The sequence below is a fragment of the Gloeocapsopsis crepidinum LEGE 06123 genome (assembly GCF_015207655.1).
GTDB lineage: Bacteria > Cyanobacteriota > Cyanobacteriia > Cyanobacteriales > Chroococcidiopsidaceae > Gloeocapsopsis > Gloeocapsopsis crepidinum.
The window spans coordinates 1-18,848 of sequence record NZ_JADEWN010000016.1; the positions used below are offsets into that span (position 1 = coordinate 1).

General features: G+C 42.5%; 17 protein-coding genes. 8 read left to right on the plus strand and 9 right to left on the minus strand.

From position 1 onward, the window contains the following. Positions 1 to 25: 25 nt before the first annotated feature. The gene (locus IQ230_RS08330; protein WP_193931559.1) at positions 26 to 2,179 is read right to left on the minus strand and encodes a PAS domain-containing sensor histidine kinase; all 2,154 of its coding nucleotides are present in this window, start codon (positions 2,177 to 2,179) and stop codon (positions 26 to 28) included. 598 nt (positions 2,180 to 2,777) lie between these two features. Between IQ230_RS08330 and IQ230_RS08335 the strand changes: the two genes are divergently transcribed. Both IQ230_RS08335 and IQ230_RS08340 read left to right on the plus strand, forming a co-directional pair. Then, complete coding sequence (locus IQ230_RS08335) at positions 2,778 to 3,500, plus strand: response regulator transcription factor (protein WP_099701830.1); 723 nt, start codon at positions 2,778 to 2,780, stop codon at positions 3,498 to 3,500. A 383-nt stretch (positions 3,501 to 3,883) separates the two neighbouring features. Continuing rightward, the gene (locus IQ230_RS08340) at positions 3,884 to 4,315 is read left to right on the plus strand and encodes a hypothetical protein (protein WP_193931560.1); all 432 of its coding nucleotides are present in this window, start codon (positions 3,884 to 3,886) and stop codon (positions 4,313 to 4,315) included. 29 nt (positions 4,316 to 4,344) lie between these two features. Here the strand turns inward: IQ230_RS08340 and IQ230_RS08345 are convergent, their stop codons facing one another. Both IQ230_RS08345 and IQ230_RS08350 read right to left on the minus strand, forming a co-directional pair. Continuing rightward, positions 4,345 to 4,779, minus strand: a complete 435-nt coding sequence (locus IQ230_RS08345; protein ID WP_193931561.1) for a ketosteroid isomerase family protein — start codon at positions 4,777 to 4,779, stop codon at positions 4,345 to 4,347. Positions 4,780 to 4,896: 117 nt separating this feature from the next. After that, positions 4,897 to 5,460: an orange carotenoid protein N-terminal domain-containing protein gene (locus IQ230_RS08350; protein ID WP_322742338.1), complete on the minus strand. Its 564-nt coding sequence runs from the start codon at positions 5,458 to 5,460 to the stop codon at positions 4,897 to 4,899. A 285-nt stretch (positions 5,461 to 5,745) separates the two neighbouring features. Between IQ230_RS08350 and queG the strand changes: the two genes are divergently transcribed. Together queG and IQ230_RS08360 are read left to right on the plus strand one after the other, a co-directional pair. Beyond that, positions 5,746 to 6,690, plus strand: coding sequence for a tRNA epoxyqueuosine(34) reductase QueG (gene queG / locus IQ230_RS08355; RefSeq protein WP_193931621.1), 945 nt, complete (start codon positions 5,746 to 5,748; stop codon positions 6,688 to 6,690). Between the two features lie 12 nt (positions 6,691 to 6,702). Next, the gene (locus IQ230_RS08360; RefSeq protein ID WP_193931620.1) at positions 6,703 to 7,395 is read left to right on the plus strand and encodes an HAD-IA family hydrolase; all 693 of its coding nucleotides are present in this window, start codon (positions 6,703 to 6,705) and stop codon (positions 7,393 to 7,395) included. A 272-nt stretch (positions 7,396 to 7,667) separates the two neighbouring features. Here IQ230_RS08360 and IQ230_RS08365 read toward each other — a convergent pair whose 3' ends face one another. Then, positions 7,668 to 8,036, minus strand: coding sequence for a hypothetical protein (locus IQ230_RS08365; RefSeq protein WP_193931562.1), 369 nt, complete (start codon positions 8,034 to 8,036; stop codon positions 7,668 to 7,670). A gap of 214 nt (positions 8,037 to 8,250) precedes the next feature. Between IQ230_RS08365 and IQ230_RS08370 the strand changes: the two genes are divergently transcribed. Together IQ230_RS08370 and IQ230_RS08375 are read left to right on the plus strand one after the other, a co-directional pair. Next, the gene (locus tag IQ230_RS08370) at positions 8,251 to 8,781 is read left to right on the plus strand and encodes an orange carotenoid protein N-terminal domain-containing protein (RefSeq protein ID WP_193931563.1); all 531 of its coding nucleotides are present in this window, start codon (positions 8,251 to 8,253) and stop codon (positions 8,779 to 8,781) included. Between the two features lie 176 nt (positions 8,782 to 8,957). Next, entirely contained in the window at positions 8,958 to 10,070 is a 1,113-nt protein-coding gene (locus IQ230_RS08375; RefSeq protein WP_228054691.1) for a hypothetical protein, read from the plus strand. A 126-nt stretch (positions 10,071 to 10,196) separates the two neighbouring features. Here the strand turns inward: IQ230_RS08375 and IQ230_RS08380 are convergent, their stop codons facing one another. The 4 genes from IQ230_RS08380 to IQ230_RS08395 all read right to left on the minus strand — a co-directional run bounded on the left by IQ230_RS08380 (position 10,197) and on the right by IQ230_RS08395 (position 14,945). Beyond that, positions 10,197 to 10,970, minus strand: a complete 774-nt coding sequence (locus tag IQ230_RS08380; RefSeq protein ID WP_228054692.1) for an ABC transporter ATP-binding protein — start codon at positions 10,968 to 10,970, stop codon at positions 10,197 to 10,199. A 97-nt stretch (positions 10,971 to 11,067) separates the two neighbouring features. Beyond that, the gene (locus tag IQ230_RS08385; RefSeq protein WP_193931564.1) at positions 11,068 to 12,117 is read right to left on the minus strand and encodes an aromatic ring-hydroxylating oxygenase subunit alpha; all 1,050 of its coding nucleotides are present in this window, start codon (positions 12,115 to 12,117) and stop codon (positions 11,068 to 11,070) included. 55 nt (positions 12,118 to 12,172) lie between these two features. Beyond that, complete coding sequence (locus IQ230_RS08390; protein WP_193931565.1) at positions 12,173 to 13,390, minus strand: ABC transporter permease; 1,218 nt, start codon at positions 13,388 to 13,390, stop codon at positions 12,173 to 12,175. A gap of 103 nt (positions 13,391 to 13,493) precedes the next feature. Next, positions 13,494 to 14,945 (minus strand): efflux RND transporter periplasmic adaptor subunit, encoded by a 1,452-nt coding sequence (locus IQ230_RS08395; protein WP_228054696.1) that lies wholly within the window; start codon positions 14,943 to 14,945, stop codon positions 13,494 to 13,496. 403 nt (positions 14,946 to 15,348) lie between these two features. Here IQ230_RS08395 and IQ230_RS08400 point away from each other — a divergent pair, with 403 nt between their 5' ends. Continuing rightward, positions 15,349 to 16,407 (plus strand): mannose-1-phosphate guanylyltransferase, encoded by a 1,059-nt coding sequence (locus IQ230_RS08400; RefSeq protein ID WP_193931567.1) that lies wholly within the window; start codon positions 15,349 to 15,351, stop codon positions 16,405 to 16,407. A 27-nt stretch (positions 16,408 to 16,434) separates the two neighbouring features. After that, positions 16,435 to 18,081, plus strand: coding sequence for an ABC1 kinase family protein (locus IQ230_RS08405; protein ID WP_193931568.1), 1,647 nt, complete (start codon positions 16,435 to 16,437; stop codon positions 18,079 to 18,081). A 4-nt stretch (positions 18,082 to 18,085) separates the two neighbouring features. On the opposite strand, the gene IQ230_RS08410 is transcribed toward IQ230_RS08405, so the two are convergent. Continuing rightward, complete coding sequence (locus tag IQ230_RS08410; protein ID WP_193931569.1) at positions 18,086 to 18,841, minus strand: peptidylprolyl isomerase; 756 nt, start codon at positions 18,839 to 18,841, stop codon at positions 18,086 to 18,088. Between the last annotated feature and the right edge of the window lie 7 nt (positions 18,842 to 18,848).

Below are 18,848 nucleotides of genomic sequence, written 5' to 3' on the forward strand. Positions count from 1 at the left end.
CCTCACCCCTGCTATACCTCTATTGCTACTTTGACCAAGTAAAGCGAAAAGTGGCTCCTTGACCTTCTTGAGACGCAAGATAGATGCGTCCTCCTTGACTTTCTACAATTTTTTTGACAATCGCAAGACCAACCCCAGTGTTTTCGACTTTATCACGCGCTTCTAAGGTTTGAAAGATGCCAAACACTTTTTCGTGATACACTGCTGCGATGCCTGGACCATCATCTGCTACTGTAAATTCGTAAAAATCTCCTCGATCTGTTGCAGAGATCGCGATATTGCCATCAAGTCGATCGTGATGTTTAATCGCATTACTGATGAGATTGCTGAACACTTGAAATAGTGGCATCTTTTGAGTACGCAGTGCGGGTAAATCCTTGGCGATCGCGATTGTAAATTCTGGTGGTGGTGCAAGCATTATTAGCACTTCATTGAGTAAGTTTTTCACACTGACAAATTCAGTAGGTGTTGCTATGCGTCCTACACGGGAGTACTGCAATAAACCATCAATTAATGCTTCAAGTCGATGTACGCGCCCGCGTAACAACTCCATCTGACGCCGGTTTTCGGCACTGAGTTGCTCTGCAATATCATCCTCAATCCACTGCGACAGATTAGCGATCGCTCTTAAGGGTGCTTTCAAATCGTGGGAGGCGACATAAGCAAATTGATCCAACTCTTGGTTGCGCTTTTCTAAAGCAGTATTTGTCGTTGCTAACATTTTTGTTAAATAAGTCAGTTCCTCGGCACGATGTCTCAGCGCTTCTTCATTAGATTTACGTTCAGTAATATCAATACAAGAGCCTATGTATCCCGTGAAATCGCCACTCGGTGTAAAGCGCGGTACGCCAGTATCAACTAACCAGCGATACTCGCCATCTGCACGTTGAAAGCGATATTCCATCTCAAAGCGCTGACGGGTTGCAAATGCTTTGAGGTAAATATTGAGGCAAGGTTCTTTGTCTTCAGGATGAACTCTTTGTACCCAGCCATCACCAACTTCTTCCTCCATCTTCCGTCCTGTAAACTCTAGCCACGGTTGATTGAACCAATTACATTGCGTATCAGTTCCAGATACCCAAATCATGACTGGCGCATTGTCTGCCATACTCCGGAAGCGGGCTTCACTTTCTGTGAGGGCTTCCTCGAAGCGTTTGCGATCGTCAATGTCTGTTGCAGTTCCTACCCAAGACAAGATTTGTTCGTTAGTATCGCGTACAGGTAAAGCTCTTCCTAAGTGCCAGCGATAGACACCATCTTTACGCCGAAAACGATATTCAATTTCATAAAAGGTTCCAGTACTGACAGCATGATGCCAACGATGGAGACACTCAGGTAAATCATCAGGATGAATAATTGCTTGCCACTGCGAACCTGTGTTTTGCTCAGGGGTCAATCCGGTATAGTCAAACCACCATTGATTGTAATAATCTATTGTGCCATCTGGTTGTGCTGTCCACACAATCAAAGGCATTGCATTTGCTAAATCACGGTAGCGTTTTTCACTTTTTTTGAGTTCTTCCTCCACCTGCTTGCGTTCGTGAATGTCCGCACAAATACCTACCCATTCGCGGATGGAGCCGTCTTCGGCAATAACTGGGACGCCCCGCGCCCAAAAATAACGATAGTTGCCATCAGCACCACGAATGCGATATTCAGTGTCGTAAAGCGTTTTGTGCTGTACTGCACTATTCCACGTTTGCGCAGTGCGATCGCGGTCTTCAGGATGCACTGCACTTATCCAACTCCAACCTTGAACTTCGGCAACAGTTTGACCTGTATACGCCCGCCAAGCTGGCATATCGTCTACTTTACCTCCAGCATCAGTTGTCCAAACGATTTGTGATGTTGCAATAACTAACGAACGATATCGCTGTTCGCTTTCTTGCAAAGCTTTTAAGGGTTCTTCTAATCCATTCTCCTTGTCAACAGGAGTGCAACTGACTATCCAATCTTGAATTTGACCTGCTGCAATGACAGGTGTACCTTGTTCGCTGAACCAGTGATAGTGACCATCCGCAGCTAGTAATCGGTATTTAATTTCGTATGGTTGCCCTTGTGCGATCGCAGAGGTACGTTGAGTTATCCGGTGTTGATCTTCTGGATGTAGTGCTTTAACAAAACCCCACAGCTGATCTTTTGCGCCTAACTTATCACTGTCTTCTTGTCGAGTATCCATATGTCATGTTGTTAATTTATGCAACAATATTTTGCGGTACTGGCATTTCTAAACCACTTTTTGGAGTCATGTTCTACTTTTATAAATAACGCTGCTGATACTCGCTGGCAGGTTGAGTGTGAAGCTCTAAGAAACTACTACATTTGGCATTAACAAAGTAGGATAGCGAACAATACAACATAGACGCCCGCTTGCTTCTCTTGAATACTGAAATCTGAGCCTCTCCAATTGATACAATAATCTCCACAACCCTTAGTCGCAAACATAAGAGCCTTATTAAAAATTAACTATGGCGAATTGAGATTATTCCACAAATTGAGCTAATGAATTGACGATGTTAGACAAGCCTCATGTGTTTGTGTACTTGTATGTATAGCTAGGAGTAACAAAGTATACATTTTTCTGGTTTTTTTGAGCAGAGATTTTAAGCGATCGCTTATTGAGGAGACGTTTCAGAAAAACTAAAAAAATTTGCCATTAAATTGCTTTAGATTAGAGAAATCTCTACTTCTGTTAATGGGTGATCTTAACTAAACTAATCCTGTCAGATTAGTAAACTCGGTTTTAAATTTAAGAATTGTACAAGCGGTTATTGACAATGAATAAAATTCGTGTTGCTTTAATTGAAGACCATGACCTCACCCGTGTAGGTATTCGTACAGCCCTGCAACAGCGGCAAGAGATTGAAGTGGTTGGGGAAGCTGCTAATGCTAGTGAAGGGTTGAAATTATTACAAATCAGCCATCCTGATATCGCAATTGTTGATATTGGCTTACCTGATAAAGATGGCATTGAACTGACACGGCAAATTAAAGCAAATCAAGACGGTGATGATGATAGCAACACCAAAGTATTGATTTTAACGTTACGCGATAACAAAGAAGCTGTGCTAGCAGCGTTTGCTGCGGGTGCTGACTCTTACTGTATGAAGGATATTAGTTTTGACAACTTACTAGAAGCATTACGAGTGACACATGGTGGTAACTCTTGGATTGATCCTGCGATCGCACGGATTGTTCTCCAACAAGCCAAAGAAACTCCTGAAGCTATAGAGCCAGTCACTATAGATAGTAAAACAGTTGCAATTAATGCTGCTGATGCAGAATATGACCAAATGATTGCTGCTTACCCCCTCACAGAAAGAGAACTTGAGGTGTTACAACTGATTGTTGAAGGTTGCAGTAATGCAGTAATTGCAGAAAAGCTGTATATCACTGTAGGTACAGTGAAAACTCATGTACGCAATATCCTCAATAAGCTTTGTGCCGACGATCGTACTCAAGCTGCCGTTCGCGCATTACGTTCTGGTTTAGTAGGATAATACGATTAGGACGATCAGCAGAGTTGTGTGGGCAGGCAAGACGCCTATCCCACATCTCCTATTAATTTTTTTTTAATCTAGTTAGATACAGTATGAGAGTTTAAAGTTTTCCTTTGCTTTTGCTAACTAGCTCTGTTTCTATCTCTCCGTATAGCTTTCTTAAGCTTTTAGGTCACTATTTATTAGAATAAGTTTTCTATATTACAGTGACTCTTTATTAATTATTATTATAACTTTTATTAAAAAGAGTTTATAAACACAAGTTTTTATTGAAAACTTGATCTTAATAGTTACACGGTATGGTAAAAAACGTCTTTTCCATAAAAAGAAAAATTTGCTTTACCTGCGGTTGGTTGTAGATCGAGTTCATTAAAGCTTTTGTTATGACACCATCAATTTCTTTAGCACCTCGTTATCGTCTGGATGATGAATTGCCTTGGTTAGTAGGAATTGACCCAGCACGGTACTACTGGATTACAGTCAATGGTGATGTAAATACACCGGTTGCACTTCCAGGATTAATGGTGTCTCCGGTCAGTGAGTTGAAACAGACAATTCGCAGATTTCGTTCGTTGCAACCGCAACAGCAAATGCAAGTAGCGCGGACGGCTAGCAGCTTTACAATTCACTGTATTAACTCAAACTGCTATGCAGTAGAAGTTGATGGTGAAATACCTGTGTGGCATTTGTTTGACCAAGAAACCCTAGAAAGTTTATTAATGAGTGCCCATCCCGACTGGCAATGTGCAGAGCGAGATATCGATCTCGGACGTCAGATGCTCATGCGATCGCTCGAACAATCACTTGTAGCTTAAGAATAAAAAAATGTGGGCTGATTATTTCATCAACTTTGAGGGCGCTGCATATTGAGTAATTCTTGGGGTGAAGCAAGAAGTTTTACTGTAGCTGCAAGAATTTCACGTTGTTGATTGAGTAAAAATATCCAAGAGACGTTAACACCACACCAAGAAGTTTGTACTTTTCCAGCAACTTGAACTTTAAATGCGTCGTCTTGTGGCTCAATGATGCCTTGAGTGGGTGCAAGACTCATGCCTTGTGCTTCTTGATGAAGGTAAGCAGCGATCGCCTCTTGCCCTACAATAGGAGATTCAAAAGGTGCTTTGAGTGTTCCATCAACAGCAAACAATGCGGCTGTTTCATCAAACTTACTTGCGTTTAAAGTTTCAAAGTAATTTAATATCGTTGGCTCAGTAATACCTTCAATCCGCATCGAGTGTTCAATAGAACCTTGGGTTGAAGAGGGAAATTTAGGGTTCATAAGCAGGCAGTCTAGGAGCAAGGTAATACAAAAAAGAACAGGATAGTAACCTGCTCTTTTAAAAGATTGTATTAGAGAACAGTAATGGAAAGGGAAGAAAATTAACGTTACATCAAGTTAGTCGGCTAAAGGATCGACCCCCATGTCAACTACTGTGTTACGAAGCACTGTAATTTGTTGACCAAAATCAAGACTCTTGATAGCCTCTAGAACTTCTGTTACATCTGAGGAAGGTTGGTATCCAGGGGGCATCGGGATAACAATGCCTTGTTCCATCAGCACAGAAAGCTCGTACCAAAAAGCTAGCTTAGTATTTGTGCTCAAAACTCCGTAGCCACGGCTGATTGCAGTATTTCTATTGGCTGCCAAATCGCGCATGACCTGCAACTGCTCAGCATGGGACATTTTTTTGATCTGACTTAGTAGACCTTCAGCTAACTGCAAACGCGCAGCACCAGGGGCTGCAGGTGTGATTGAGCCTCCCATTTCAGTGTACGCGTACCAAAGCAGTGCTAGCTGATCGTCCACACTGAGGCGCTTAAATAAAGCTACGGTGGCAGGCACGGCGTCAGCGAACTGAGTGCTGGAATCGAAGCGGTTAGAGAAAGTTGTTGAAGCTGACTCTGTTGTGTATGTCATGTCTGCTCTAGAGATTCTTGACAAGAGTTGGTTCGTATGCATGAATCTCTCCTCCTTGATTTCTAGTATGCAACGTTTCTTTACAAATTGCAAATAAAATTTACCAATCAAACTATTAGGCAATGTTAAACAGACAAACAAAGCTTGCAATCTAGCACAAGGGAACTTATGAACTGGAAAATATTGGCTCTTTATTGATTAGCAAAATGAATCAATCTCCAATTTCTTTTCTCTTTCAGTCTCCCAGTCTCATTTGTAGCAACTTGCAAGCAAAACAGTATGAGATGATAGCGTGGATGTAAGGCTTTGATATAGGAGAAGGTTGATATAGATACGTCTTGGATCAAGCAGAAAGCCTTAGAGTTAGGATTTCATCGAGTCGGCATTGCCTCTGTTGACGATGACGCAACAGAGAGTCAACGTTTACAAGCATGGCTAGCACTTGGGTATCAAGCAGATATGGCATGGATGGCAAACCCTAAGCGACAAAATATCCAATTAGTTATGCCAGACGTGCGATCGCTAATTTGTGTTGCATTAAACTACTACACTCCACACCAGCGCCCTCTAGATCCTAAATATGCCAAGCTATCCCGTTACGGCTGGGGTAGGGATTATCATAAAGTTTTACACAAAAAGCTAAAGTTGCTGAGTCATTGGTTAGAAGCACAAGTACAAGGAATTCAAGTACGATACTATGCCGATACAGGTCCAGTACAAGATAAAGTCTGGGCACAGAAAGCAGGGATTGGTTGGATTGCCAAGAATGGCAATGTGATTACACGCGAATACGGTTCTTGGGTGTTTCTGGGCGAAATCTTGACCAACTTAAACTTAACTCCAGATCGCCCTCACACAGAACATTGCGGCAACTGCACCCGCTGTATTGATGCTTGTCCGACAGGTGCAATTACACAGCCGTTTGTTGTAGATGCAAATCGTTGTATCGCTTATCATACAATTGAGAATCGGAGTGAAAAATTACCTGAGGCAGTAGCATCGCAACTCAACGGTTGGGTTGCAGGTTGTGATATCTGCCAAGACGTTTGCCCCTGGAATCAGCGTTTTGCTAAAGAAACAGATGTAGCAGAATTTCAGCCTTATCCCTGGAATATTGCCCCTACATTAGCAGAACTTGCTGAGATTTCTGATACCGAGTGGAACAAGCAATTTCCAGCTTCAGCACTACGGCGTATTAAACCAGAAATGTTACGGCGAAACGCTAAAGCAAATCTGCAGGGCACAGCGAGAATGTCCACAAGCCAACAATAAATGCGCCCTACAATGACAGCAAAAGTGATTATTTTTGATTTTGATGGTACATTAGCCAACACGATTGACGTTATTGTTGATATTACAAATCGTTTGGCATTGGAGTTTGGCTATAAACAAACAACTCAAGTCGAACTTGAACAACTAAAAAAATTGAGTTCCAGAGAAATTGTCAAGCACTCAGGAATATCAATTTTAAAGCTACCTTTTCTGATTAGAAAAGTTAGAGCAGAACTTAATAAGGAAATTAAGAACATTAGACCAATCTGTGAAATTACAGACATCTTGAGCGAGTTAAGTTCTATGGGACATCGATTGGGAATTATTACGTCTAATTCAAAAGAGAATATTGTAGAGTTTCTCGAAAAAAACGATTGGCAACACTTATTTGATTTTATTTACTCAGAAACAACTCTTTTCGGTAAGAGCAAAGTAATTAATAATCTTATTAAACAGGAAGACCTTAACCGCGAACATATTGTTTATATAGGCGACGAGACAAGAGATATTGAAGCAGCGAGAAAGAGTAACATTAAGGCGATCGCCGTGGCTTGGGGATTTAATTCTCCAGATGTTTTAGCACAACAAAACCCAGATTTTTTAGTGCATCAACCACAAGAATTATTATCAGCAGTCATAGCCTTAAATTCTAGCGAGATTCAGTTAAATTCTGATTTGAGTAATCAAGGCACATTGAAGATATAGCTACATTATTTCTTTTACATAAAGTAGCTCTCTTACACAAATATTGAAAAGCCCCCTTTCCCCTACGCTAGTTTCTACAACGGGAGAAACTAATCCTTTAAAAGTCTCCCTCTTAGTTCCCCTTAATTCTGGTGGGGATGACAAGGGAGAAGATCTGTTCGCGAGGTTAGGGGGCTTTAATTCATGCAGGAAATCTGATTAATGCTCAACTACAGTCAGTTGAGCAAAAGATTATAAGCTGTGATATCGATATAGTTTGATAAAAAGATTCACTATGAATTCCCAGCTTTACCCTTCTCCATAGCTTTCTTCATTAAATCGTCAGAAACTTCTGTTACAGGTTCAGCTACACTTTCTTGTGCCATCTGCTTGTAATCATCTGGATTACCTGTCGTTGCTTCAGTATTAGTTTCTTCTTGTTGAGACACTTCAAATTGTGGTGCTGTTGCTTTTTGTGCAGCCTGTGCTCCTGCTTCTGTACGATCTACATCACTCACACTCATTTGCTGCGCAGCTGCGTAATCGGCATCAAAATCTATATTTGTTGCTTTCTCTTTGCCTGCAGCTATGTTTTCTGCTGCAAGTTGTGCTTCTTGAGTGGTTGCTTGCTCAGGGTTAGATTTGATTTCTTCGTCAGCCATAAGTGTCTCCTATGGAATTTTTTTATTTATGCTGCGATCGTATCAGAGGGCGACTACACTGCCATAACCTCATTGAGATAGATCTTGCATCTCTGTTATAAGAAGTATTCGCAATTAATAACTCACAAAACTAAACTCTCTCTCTTGGAGGGCGAATTAAAGTTGCAAACTTTGATACTCCTGATAGCTAGAACGTTTTCTCTGGAGATAAGCTATGACTTCTAGCCCAAATACCAATCAGCCCCAAGCATTGAGTGATGAAACACAAAAAGTTGTTCAAGCTTTCGATGGGTTAGAAACTGATGCAAAACTAGCTTGGTTTTACCTGGTTTATAAAAAAATGGGTAGTTCTATTACTCCCGCTGCGCCAGCCGCAACTGATCCAGAATTAGCACCAATGCTACTAGGAGACTACTATGAGTTATCGGATAATGAGCAACTTGCTGTTATGCGGCAAATTGTCAACCGAGAGGAGTCAGAATATTCACGTGCTTACGGTGCATTAAAAGAAAACAATCAACTGATGGTTTGGTATGCTTGGGCACAAGCTATGGGCGATAGTGTAGTAGGAATGCCTAACGACTATCAACCAACGGAAGCTATTAACAGCTTGTTGTCGCAAATTGAAGGGCTTGATTTTGACGATCAAATTTCAATTTTCCGAACAATTGCTAGCCAAATGGGTTACACCGACGTCAAACCAATTGAAACTCAAGCACAAACTGGAAAAACGTCAAGCCTTTAAACTAGTGAGATTTAAGTCACAACTAGTACTTGCGTTTGAGCTTAAGCCCGTGTCAGCGGGCTTAGCTTGTATTTAAAAACATATTGATTTGTACTGAATATGAAGTTTGTGGTTTGACTCTAGAAAAAACATTAGCCACTAGTAAATATGCGATTAAGATGAGCGACGAGTAATCAATGATAATGACCGTGCAAGGTAAAACGCAATTTTGGATAACTCAAATTGCAGCTATTGAACAGATGTCAACTTCTGAATATAACCTATCCAACTTTTCTGGTTCACAAGGTTTTTTAGTTTTAATTGCAGGAGTATTACTAGCTTTTGCCTTTCAAATATTGCTAAGTAATTTCTTCATTGCTTTAGGAATTTCCTATTCAGACTCAACACCGTTAGATTCTGATGTTAACAATGACTCAAGCTTAGACAACAAGATAGATAAGATTGGCACGGTAGTTGGGCTGAGGACTTTAGGAACTATCAGCATTACACTATTCGCAGCTTGTTTTTTGGCAGTCAAACTCAGCTTCACACACGATCAGTTCTTGGGAGTGATTCTTGGGCTGATTATTTGGGCAGCTTACTTATCGTTACTTATCTGGGTTAGTTCAACTACTGTCAGCTCTGTCATTGGTACACTTCTTAAAACAGCAACTTCGGGTTTGCAAGGTATTGTAGGAACAGCAGCAGTAGCTATTGGTGCTAAAAATGTTAGCGAGCAGCTTGTTTCCACAGCAGAAACTGCTGCTACTGTTATTAGACAAGAGTTGAGCTTAGCGGTAGATGCAATCAGTCGCCGCGAGGCAATCGACAACTATCTCAAAAAGTTACAGTTGCCAGAGGCAGATCGCGAAGAAATTCAAGAACAATTTGAAAGATTAGTTGCTGATCCAGCGATGAAATCTATTGCCAGAGAAAATCATTTGCGACAAATGGGTCGTCAAACTTTTGTAGACTTAGTAAATAGCCGTACAGAATTCTCAAAACAATCTATTCATCAGGCTTTAGACACTTGGGAAGGTTTTTGGCAGCAAGCTTGGAGTCAGCAACAACCGCAAGGATTTCACAGTGGATTTTTAGATGAACTCAAGTCTTCGCAATTAGAATCAAAGCCTAGTCAATTAACTCCTAAGCTAGAACAATTGATCGAAGCTACTCGCAAACAACAAGCCCAACAACAAGTAGAAGCGGCTCAAAAAGTTGCAAAAACTGCAGCTTGGTGGTTATTTGGCACAATATTTTTTTCTGCAGCTGCCTCAGCGATCGCCGGATCTCTAGCAGTTTTACACTAACGCGATCGCTTGGCGACTAAAGTCGCGGTTAAACGAACGTAGACGTGAAACGGCCTCCCGCAGGGTAGTCCACCGACGTGGACTAATAACAGGGGTTAGAAAATAACCCTAAACTTGACTTCTTGTCTAGGATGTTGCCACTCTATTAATATCAGATGGAGTCAGATGGGAGTGAATAACTTGACCATCTTTAAACCAGACAATGCGTTGAGTTTTACGAGCTACATCAGGTTCATGCGTTACCATGACAATCGTGATCCCACTGGCATTAAGTTCGCCAAAAATTTCTAAGACTTCTTGAGTTGTTTTAGAGTCGAGTGCGCCTGTAGGTTCATCTGCAAGCAGTAGCACGGGTTGATTGACAATTGCTCTTGCGATCGCAACTCGTTGCTGTTGTCCACCAGAAAGCTGATTTGGTTGATTGTTCAGGCGATTTCCTAAGCCGACGCGTTGTAATGCTTCAGTAGCGCGATCGCGTCTTTCTGATGTCGAAATCCCTGCATAAACCATCGGCAGCATCACGTTTTCTAAGGCTGTTGATTGAGGGAGTAAGTGAAATTGTTGAAAGACAAATCCAATTTTGCGGTTGCGGATGTGCGCTAACTCGGTATCATTTAAATTTGCAACATCAACGCCATCTAAGTAGTAGTGACCTTTAGTTGGGCGATCGAGACAGCCGATGATATTCATTGCTGTCGATTTGCCAGAACCTGACGCACCCATGATCGCGCAATACTCACCTTGTTCTACGGTCAAACTAACATCTGCTAATGCTTGAACTTCAGTTTCTCCAGCACCATAGATTTTAAAGACATTTTCTAGGCGTACTATCGTAGTTGCTACAGCATCGTCATCACGCTGGGCAATTCCTATAGGAGAGTGTGAGGAGTAGTGTTCCATGCAGAGTACTTATCCTAAACGCTAAATTAATGAGTTGAAATCTTCTCAAAATCAAAATTGGTAAAGCTGTTCTCTATTTCCTTGCCCCTTTTATTGCCTACGATCGCCAACGCAGAACTTGGGTTTTAACTGGGTTGTTAAAAGGGCGTTCTTCGGCTGTAGCGCGGGCAAACTCAGCTTTTAACTGATAGTACCAACGTGCTTGAGTATCCGCATCGCGAATGAGTAGTAAAGTCGGATCGTATTTCAAGCCCTCTTGCTGCTTAATCACGACTTGACGATCTTGATCGAGAAAGGCACGGACAAAAGGTCTAATCAGTGGTTTAATTGCTGTAATCCAGGGTGTTGTCCAATAAAGCAGAGTTGTCACCTCTGTTTCGGTTTCCGATATGGGAGTAACTGCTGTTAGGTTACAGACATTATGGTGTGCTGTACTAACGTGTTCAATTCGTACACCAGGAAGACGAAACGAGATTTCAGTTTCTGGTGCGCCACCACCAATGAGTCGATAGCCCAGTGCGACATTAGGAATTTGATGCCGCCGCATGGTAAAGCCATAAGGCGAAGGATCAAAAGCTTTGACTTCTTCAAATTGCGATCGCCCTGATTTCCACCACCAGGAACGATGGACATACGGTAGATGCGCTGGGTCCATTAAACCAATAATGGCATGATCCACATAACAGGGGAAATGTAGTGTGACGACCATTTGATAGGATTTGTCACCAAAAAAAGGAACGACAGGAACTTCCATATTTGGTTCCTGCGGTGCATTTCGCTCATTGGATGTCATATAAATCCAAATGTTGCCCTGCACCTCCCGCACAGGATACTGCTTAACTTGAAAGCGACTGAGATCGAGTGGATCGCCTTCAACTAAGGCGGGAATCTCAGTACAGCGTCCTGTTTGATCGAAACGCCAACCATGATAACAACACTCAATTTCTTGTCCGTCGAACCGCCCACAGCTTAGCGGTACTGCACGATGAGGGCAGATGTTGCGTAGCGCAAACACTTTACCTTCACGGCTACGTGCAAAAACCACTGGTTCACCTAGCAAAGTCTTTGCCACCATAGCTCCCCGTTTGAGTAAGCCTCCAGGTAAAGCGTAGTACCAAACATTGCGTAAGAAATCGTTTTTTGCCATCACAGGTTGAAGTAATTTACTAATCAGTGCTCATCCAGAATCTAGAATTGTATGGCTAGGCGCTTCTTAGGGCAACAATTGGATCGAGTTGAGCAGCGCGACGGGCAGGAACTACACCAAAAATAATGCCAATACCACCAGAAACACCAACCGCAAGGGCGATCGCAATTGGTGAAACTCCAGCTTGAAACGGTGTAAAGGCTCCAATCAAAAGGACTCCACCAACTCCTAGGGCTGTACCGAGTAAGCCCCCAGCTGCCGAAAGAATCACAGCTTCAATCAAAAACTGAATTAAAACATCATCCTGAGTCGCACCAATTGCTTTACGCAGCCCGATTTCTTGCGTTCTTTCAGTGACAGACACGAGCATAATATTCATCACGCCAATACCACCTACTAACAAGGAAATACCAGCGATCGCCGCTAACATAATCGTCAAAGCACCTGTTACTGTTCCTGCAATCTCTAAAACGTCTTTTTGGCTTTCCACGCTAAAGTCATCTTCGCGCGTAATCTTGTGCCGTAACCGTAGCAAGTTTGTAATTTGAAACTGCGCTGCATCAACACTTGCTTCATTTTGTGCCGACACCGAAATAAAAGTTAAATTTACGCCATAAGGAGAATTTTTACCGATAATTCGGCTTGCCATTGTGGTAATGGGAATGTAAGCACTGTCGTCATAGTTTGTCCCTAAGACTGAGCCTTTCGCCTCCATCACACCGATGACTAAGAAACTAACATTTCTGATTCTGATCTGCTGACCAATTGGATCTTGATTTCCAAAGAGGCGTTCGGCTAAATCGACACCCAAGGTAACAACTTGGTTATTTCGCTTAACGTCAAGGTCGGTGATAAATCTACCACGCTCAGTATCAAAACTACGTACGATAGAAAAGTCTGGGTTTGTTCCCACCATCAAGCTGTATGTATTGCGGTTGCGGTAGGTGACGAGTTCGCGAGAGTGTAATTGCGGTGCAACTGCGGCGACTGTTGGGACCTGTGTGGCGATCGCTTCAGCGTCTTCTAAAACTAAAGTTCTTGGCAAATCAACAGTTGTCCGCTGCGCGTCACGGTTCCCTGGAACGATAAACAATACATTAGTTCCTAGAGATTCAAACTGTCCTGAAACGAATCGCTGAGCGCCTTCACCGATACCCACCATTGCAATCACCGACGCGTTACCGATGATTATGCCTAGCATTGTGAGTGTACTGCGTAGCTTATTTGCTAGCAGCGTTTTTGATGCCATTTTGACGCTTTCTAAAATATCCATTACTGATAATTTGATAATTTTGAGTGTTGAGTTTAAGAGAGTCGTGAAGTGTTGAGTTATAAAAAGTCTTTTAATTCAAAATTCAAAACTCTTTCACTAGCCACTATTCACTCAACACTGATTCATCTTGTCTTTGTTGTTGCCTTTCTGGGAGGTCGATAAATACGCGATCGCCTTCGTCTAAACCGGATAAAACTTGCGTGCGATCTTGAAGGCTTGGTCCAATTGTTACCGGACGAAAGAGCGGCTGATTGTTTTGCCCTGGAACAAGGACACCAGTTTCACCACGTTCTGTGACAATCGCCACCGTAGGAACCATCAGGGCATCAGATAGTTGTTCGCCAAGAAAGGTGACATCTACATTCATCCCTGAACGTAACTCTTGCGTGCCAGTTTCCAAGGCAACTCTTACTTGAAACGAAGTCACATTTTGTTCAACAACGGCTTCTGGAGCAATTAAACGAACGCGACCTTGAAAAACCTGCTCAGGGTAAGCATCAGCGATAATTTCCACCGGTTGCCCTTGCTTAATTTGTCCGACGTCTACTTCAGGAACTTGTGCCAAGATTTCTAAACCTCTGGCGATCGCAACAATCGATGTTGAGGTCGCTGATGCAGTGCTAGAAGCTGAGGTTGTTGGCGTGACAAAAGCTCCTTCGGTTGCGTATTTTTGGGTGACAATCCCATCAAATGGCGCGCGAATGATCGTGTCTTCTAGTTGTACTTGAATTGCTTGGACTTGACTAGCAGATGCAGCAACTGTGGCGCGGCGTTGGGCAATTTCTTCCGGACGCGAACCACTTTGAGCCTGTTGAAGGGCGGCGCGGGCTTCATTCACTGCGGCTTGACGCTGAGTGATTTCCTCAGAACGGCTACCACTTTGTAATTGTGCTAATCGCCTTTGGGCTTCTTGTAATGCAGCTTGCGCACTACGATCATCGGCGATCACCTCATCGAGACGATCTTGTGATATTGCTCCTTCTTGAGATAATACGCGATTGCGTTGAACTCGGCTACTTGTCAAACTAACCCTAGCTTGGGCTGCATCTACTTGAGCTTGGGCTTGGGCAATTTCTTCTGGACGATTTCCAGTACGCGCTTGGGCAAGTTGGGCTTCGGCTTGAGCTAGACGCGCTCTTGCTTGAGCAATTTCTTCAGGTCGGCTACCCGCAAGTGCTTGGTCGAGTTGGGCTTGAGATTGAGCTAAGTTAGCACGCGCTTGGGCAAGTTGAGCTTGAAGTTCGGCGTTATCCATCCGCGCAATAATTTGTCCTTGTTTAACTGAATCGCCTTGTTCAACACTCAACTCTGTAAGCCGCCCAGAGGTTTTGGGGCTGAGGTTCACACTCTGAAAAGGAACAACTTTACCGCTGGCAGTGATGCGTAATGTTACATTTTGTGATTCTACGGGTACAGTCAGTTCTGCAACATTAATTCTTGGTGTTGTTCGACTCATAACTGCATAAGTACCACCGCTGACCACAACACCAGTTGCTAATAGCCCCATTAGCCAGCGACGTGGATGCTTGACTTTGCCAATTAAGGGAATTTCCATGTATGTGGTCATATGAGTGGGCAGATTATGCCAAGTAATAAGAAGGTCATCTTCGTTAAGTTGTTGCGAGCGATCGCGCTGACAAGCTAAAAATTGATAATAAACTTAATCTTTCTTGATCTTAACGACTAGCAGCCGGCTCTAGACAATTTTTAAAGTAGTATTTCCCTCCCAATAACCGATTTAGTCACAGTTAAGATGAGGGTGCAGAGGAAACTGGGGGAGGCGAGGAGTTATGAGAATTCTTTTAATAAATGAAATGCCTCCGGCACCTTTGTTCGCTTTCCAAAACTTAAAATTCAAAACTCATCATTAGCTACTCGCTTTGTGTAATTAAAATTCTTGCTATTACCAGTGAGGCGGGTAAACTTGCTTAAGATATCCACATCAACAGCTATACAAGATGAACACACTGATACCTGTGATTTTAGCTGGGGGTAAAGGAGAGCGATTTTGGCCCCTCAGTCGCAAACAACGTCCTAAACAGTTTTTAAGCTTGGACGGCAGCGGAAAAAGCTTGTTACAAGCAACTGCCGATCGACTTTTACCATTAGCAGGAGATTGGCAAAATCTCTGGGTGGTGACTTCTAGTCAACTTGTACAAGGTGTGCATGAACAGCTACCAGATTTGCCAACGCTAAATTTATTAGCAGAACCTGAAGGACGTGATACAGCCGCAGCTGTGGCATGGAGTACACTAGAAGTTGCCAAGCGTTACGGAGAAGACGCAGTTATTGGCTTTTTTCCCGCCGATCCTTGGATTGACAACCAAGCCAACTTTCACAAAACGCTTTGTGCTGCGACATTATTAGCATCGTCAGAAAAGGCGATCGCAACTTTAGGTGTTAAGCCTACCTATCCTGCGACAGGTTACGGTTACATTGAGCAAGGAGATTTGGCTGGTTCCTTTGGAGGTTTACCCGTCTACCGCATCAATCGGTTTACTGAAAAACCGGATCGCGAAACAGCCGAGTCTTTCTTAGTGACAAATCGTTTTAGCTGGAATAGCGGCATGTTTGTTTTTCGTGCTGGTGTTGTGCTAGAAGAACTACGGACATACGCTCCAGAAATGATGCGATTACTAGAAACTGAAGGAGTATCGGCTTACGCACATTTACCAAAAATCAGTATTGATTACGCTTTGATGGAGAAAACCCAAATTGCCTATGTTTTGCCCGTCGATTTTGGTTGGGATGATTTGGGAGATTGGAATGCAATTGAGCGATTACTCAAAAAAGACGCCCTGAACGTTGAGTTAGCCAATCACATTGGGTTAGATACTAAAGATACGCTGCTTTATGCCACGAGTGACGATGATGTGATTGTTACTATTGGATTAGAAGATGTCGTGGTGGTGCGCGATCGCAATGTCACTCTGATTGCGAGAAAAGATCGCACTCAAGACATTAAACAAGCACTCAAACTTTTGCAGGATAACCCCAAATTCACGGATCTGTTATAAAACGTCTGCACTACCTTATAAAAAGCTGTGTTTCTAACTCAAACAACATCTCGGCAAAGAGAAATTCTGGAAGTTTTCCTGCGTAACGGCTGGGACTATATGCGACGGCTGTTGACTGGAGGAAAAACTGATGAACCCCAATTACCTACTCCTGCTGTTCTGCGAAACATCTTGGTCGATCTTGGACCTGTATACGTTAAGTTTGGGCAGTTACTAAGTACTCGCCCTGACTTGCTTCCTGCAGCTTACATTGATGAACTGTCAATGCTGCAAGATGATGTACCACCCGTTAATTGGGCAGATATTGAAGTTGTCATTCGTCAGCAACTACCGCAGTCACTTGAATCTACCTTTACCACAATTGATCCGCGACCTGTTGCAGCAGGATCAATTGCTCAAACACACAAAGCTATCTTAATTGATGGGCGAGAAGTTGCAATTAAAGTTCAACGCCCTGGAATTGATGCGATTGTTGCACAAGATATCTCACTCATTCGCGGTGTAGCCGACTTGGTATCGCGAACTGAGTTTGGGCAAATGTACGATATCGACTCTTTGGCTGAAGAATTTACCAAAGCGTTAGAGGCAGAGCTAGACTTTATTCGGGAAGCAAGTTTTACAGATCAATTACGGCGTAATCTTACTAATAGTCGCTGGTTTGATTCTTCGCAGTTAGTCGTAGCAGAAATCTACTGGGACTTAACAACAGCCAAGTTGCTTGTTATGGAGTGGCTCGATGGAGTGCCAATTCTCTCAGGAGATTTTGGGAGCGCGCAAAATGGTCAAGATCCCTATAAAAAACGAGCTGCTGTGACAAGCTTGTTGTTTCGTGCGTTCTTCCAGCAGGTTTATATTGATGGCTTCTTTCACGCTGACCCGCACCCAGGCAATCTATTTTACCTCAGAGATGGTCGCGTTGCATTGCTCGATTGCGGCATGGTAGGACGTTTAGATCCGCGATCGCAGCAAATTTTGACGGAAATGTTACTAGCGATCGTTGATTTAGACGCCCAAAGATGTGCGCAATTAACGTTGCAACTTGCTGATTCTGCCCAACCAGTGATTTTATCGCGTTTGGAGAATGATTATGACCGAATGCTACGCAAATATTACAATTTAAGCTTGTCACAAATTAACTTTAGTCAAGTATTTTATGAAGTATTACAAGTAGCACGTAACAACAAGATTCGTTTACCAAGTAATTTGGGTTTATATGCAAAAACATTAGCAAATTTAGAGGGAGTTGCTCGTTTAGTTAACCCAGAAATTAATCTTTTAGATGAAATCAAACCACTGATTACAGACTTGTTTCGACGTCAGTTATTCGGTGCTAATCCTGTGCAATCTTTGTTAAGAACTGCACTAGATTTGAAAAGTCTGTCGCTACAATCACCTCGCCAAATTGAGTTACTTTTAGATCGAGTAACGTCAGAAACACTTCAGTGGAATTTATCAGTACGCGGTTTAGACAACATACGCCGTACAATGGACGAGGCAGCTAATCGTCTGTCATTCAGTATTTTAGTTGGCTCTTTAATTATTGGTGCAGCACTTATTTCCAATAATGCCCAAACTACTGAATTATCTTGGTTGAGTACTATTTTATTTGCTACTGCCAGTTTGTTGGGACTGTGGCTAGTTTTTAGTACAATTCGTTCAGGAAGGTTGAAGTAAGTTACTAATGAGTATGATCGAGAGCTTCCATCCAAATTCTGTCAAAAGAAGATAGTTTTTGAGTTTGCTCTTGTAACCAAGCTGTAAATAGTTCCTGTAATAACTTCCGGCGCATCATCTCGTCTAATTGTGCCGGAATTATCCTTTCTAATCGCACAATAAAAGACCATTCTCCTAATAATATAGGGCGCAATAGCTTTCCTGGTTGACTTGTTTTGAGTATTTTTGACAACTGTGGATGCAGTGTACCTAACTCTACTGGACCAACGATACCTCCAGTTTGTGCTTCTAGTCCTACAGAGAATTTCTTTGCTAATTCCGTAAATGATTGCTCTTTTTCATAAATTCGGAAATAAATCTCTTCAGCAATTCCTCCATCCTGAACTCTAATCAACGAACAAATGACTCGATCTAACTGTCCTTTACGCTGGAGAAAGTAAGTTTCTAATTTACTACCCCAAGTTAATTGTTTAAATTTTTCAATTTTGAGTTGGCGTGTTGCCATAGAGATTAATTGCCTTTGAGTTATACCATAATGCTCTAGCCAAGCTTGCTGTTTAGCAACGCTATCAAGGTGATGTTGCTGATAAAATTGCTGACAAGCACTCATAGTTTCCTCTGGAGTACAATCAATAGCGGCGATCGCCTGCTCAATAATCTTCTCACGCCACAATTGTGGCAATATTTGGCAACTCTTTACTAAAGACATGATTTCTTCAGCAGTGATGTCGGTTTCATTAGCGTGTAAAGTAGTTGTCATCGCTACT

Coding starts and splice junctions, on each gene's coding strand:
- IQ230_RS08360 (WP_193931620.1), top strand. CDS start 6,703: ATGACAGCAAAAGTGATTATTTTTGATTTTGATGGTACATTAGCCAAC.
- IQ230_RS08330 (WP_193931559.1), bottom strand. CDS start 2,179: ATGGATACTCGACAAGAAGACAGTGATAAGTTAGGCGCAAAAGATCAG.
- IQ230_RS08365 (WP_193931562.1), bottom strand. CDS start 8,036: ATGGCTGACGAAGAAATCAAATCTAACCCTGAGCAAGCAACCACTCAA.
- IQ230_RS08340 (WP_193931560.1), top strand. CDS start 3,884: ATGACACCATCAATTTCTTTAGCACCTCGTTATCGTCTGGATGATGAA.
- IQ230_RS08345 (WP_193931561.1), bottom strand. CDS start 4,779: ATGAACCCTAAATTTCCCTCTTCAACCCAAGGTTCTATTGAACACTCG.
- IQ230_RS08410 (WP_193931569.1), bottom strand. CDS start 18,841: ATGACAACTACTTTACACGCTAATGAAACCGACATCACTGCTGAAGAA.
- IQ230_RS08395 (WP_228054696.1), bottom strand. CDS start 14,945: ATGGAAATTCCCTTAATTGGCAAAGTCAAGCATCCACGTCGCTGGCTA.
- IQ230_RS08350 (WP_322742338.1), bottom strand. CDS start 5,460: ATGCATACGAACCAACTCTTGTCAAGAATCTCTAGAGCAGACATGACA.
- IQ230_RS08335 (WP_099701830.1), top strand. CDS start 2,778: ATGAATAAAATTCGTGTTGCTTTAATTGAAGACCATGACCTCACCCGT.
- IQ230_RS08380 (WP_228054692.1), bottom strand. CDS start 10,970: ATGGAACACTACTCCTCACACTCTCCTATAGGAATTGCCCAGCGTGAT.
- IQ230_RS08390 (WP_193931565.1), bottom strand. CDS start 13,390: ATGGATATTTTAGAAAGCGTCAAAATGGCATCAAAAACGCTGCTAGCA.
- IQ230_RS08375 (WP_228054691.1), top strand. CDS start 8,958: ATGATAATGACCGTGCAAGGTAAAACGCAATTTTGGATAACTCAAATT.
- IQ230_RS08370 (WP_193931563.1), top strand. CDS start 8,251: ATGACTTCTAGCCCAAATACCAATCAGCCCCAAGCATTGAGTGATGAA.
- IQ230_RS08385 (WP_193931564.1), bottom strand. CDS start 12,117: ATGGCAAAAAACGATTTCTTACGCAATGTTTGGTACTACGCTTTACCT.
- IQ230_RS08400 (WP_193931567.1), top strand. CDS start 15,349: ATGAACACACTGATACCTGTGATTTTAGCTGGGGGTAAAGGAGAGCGA.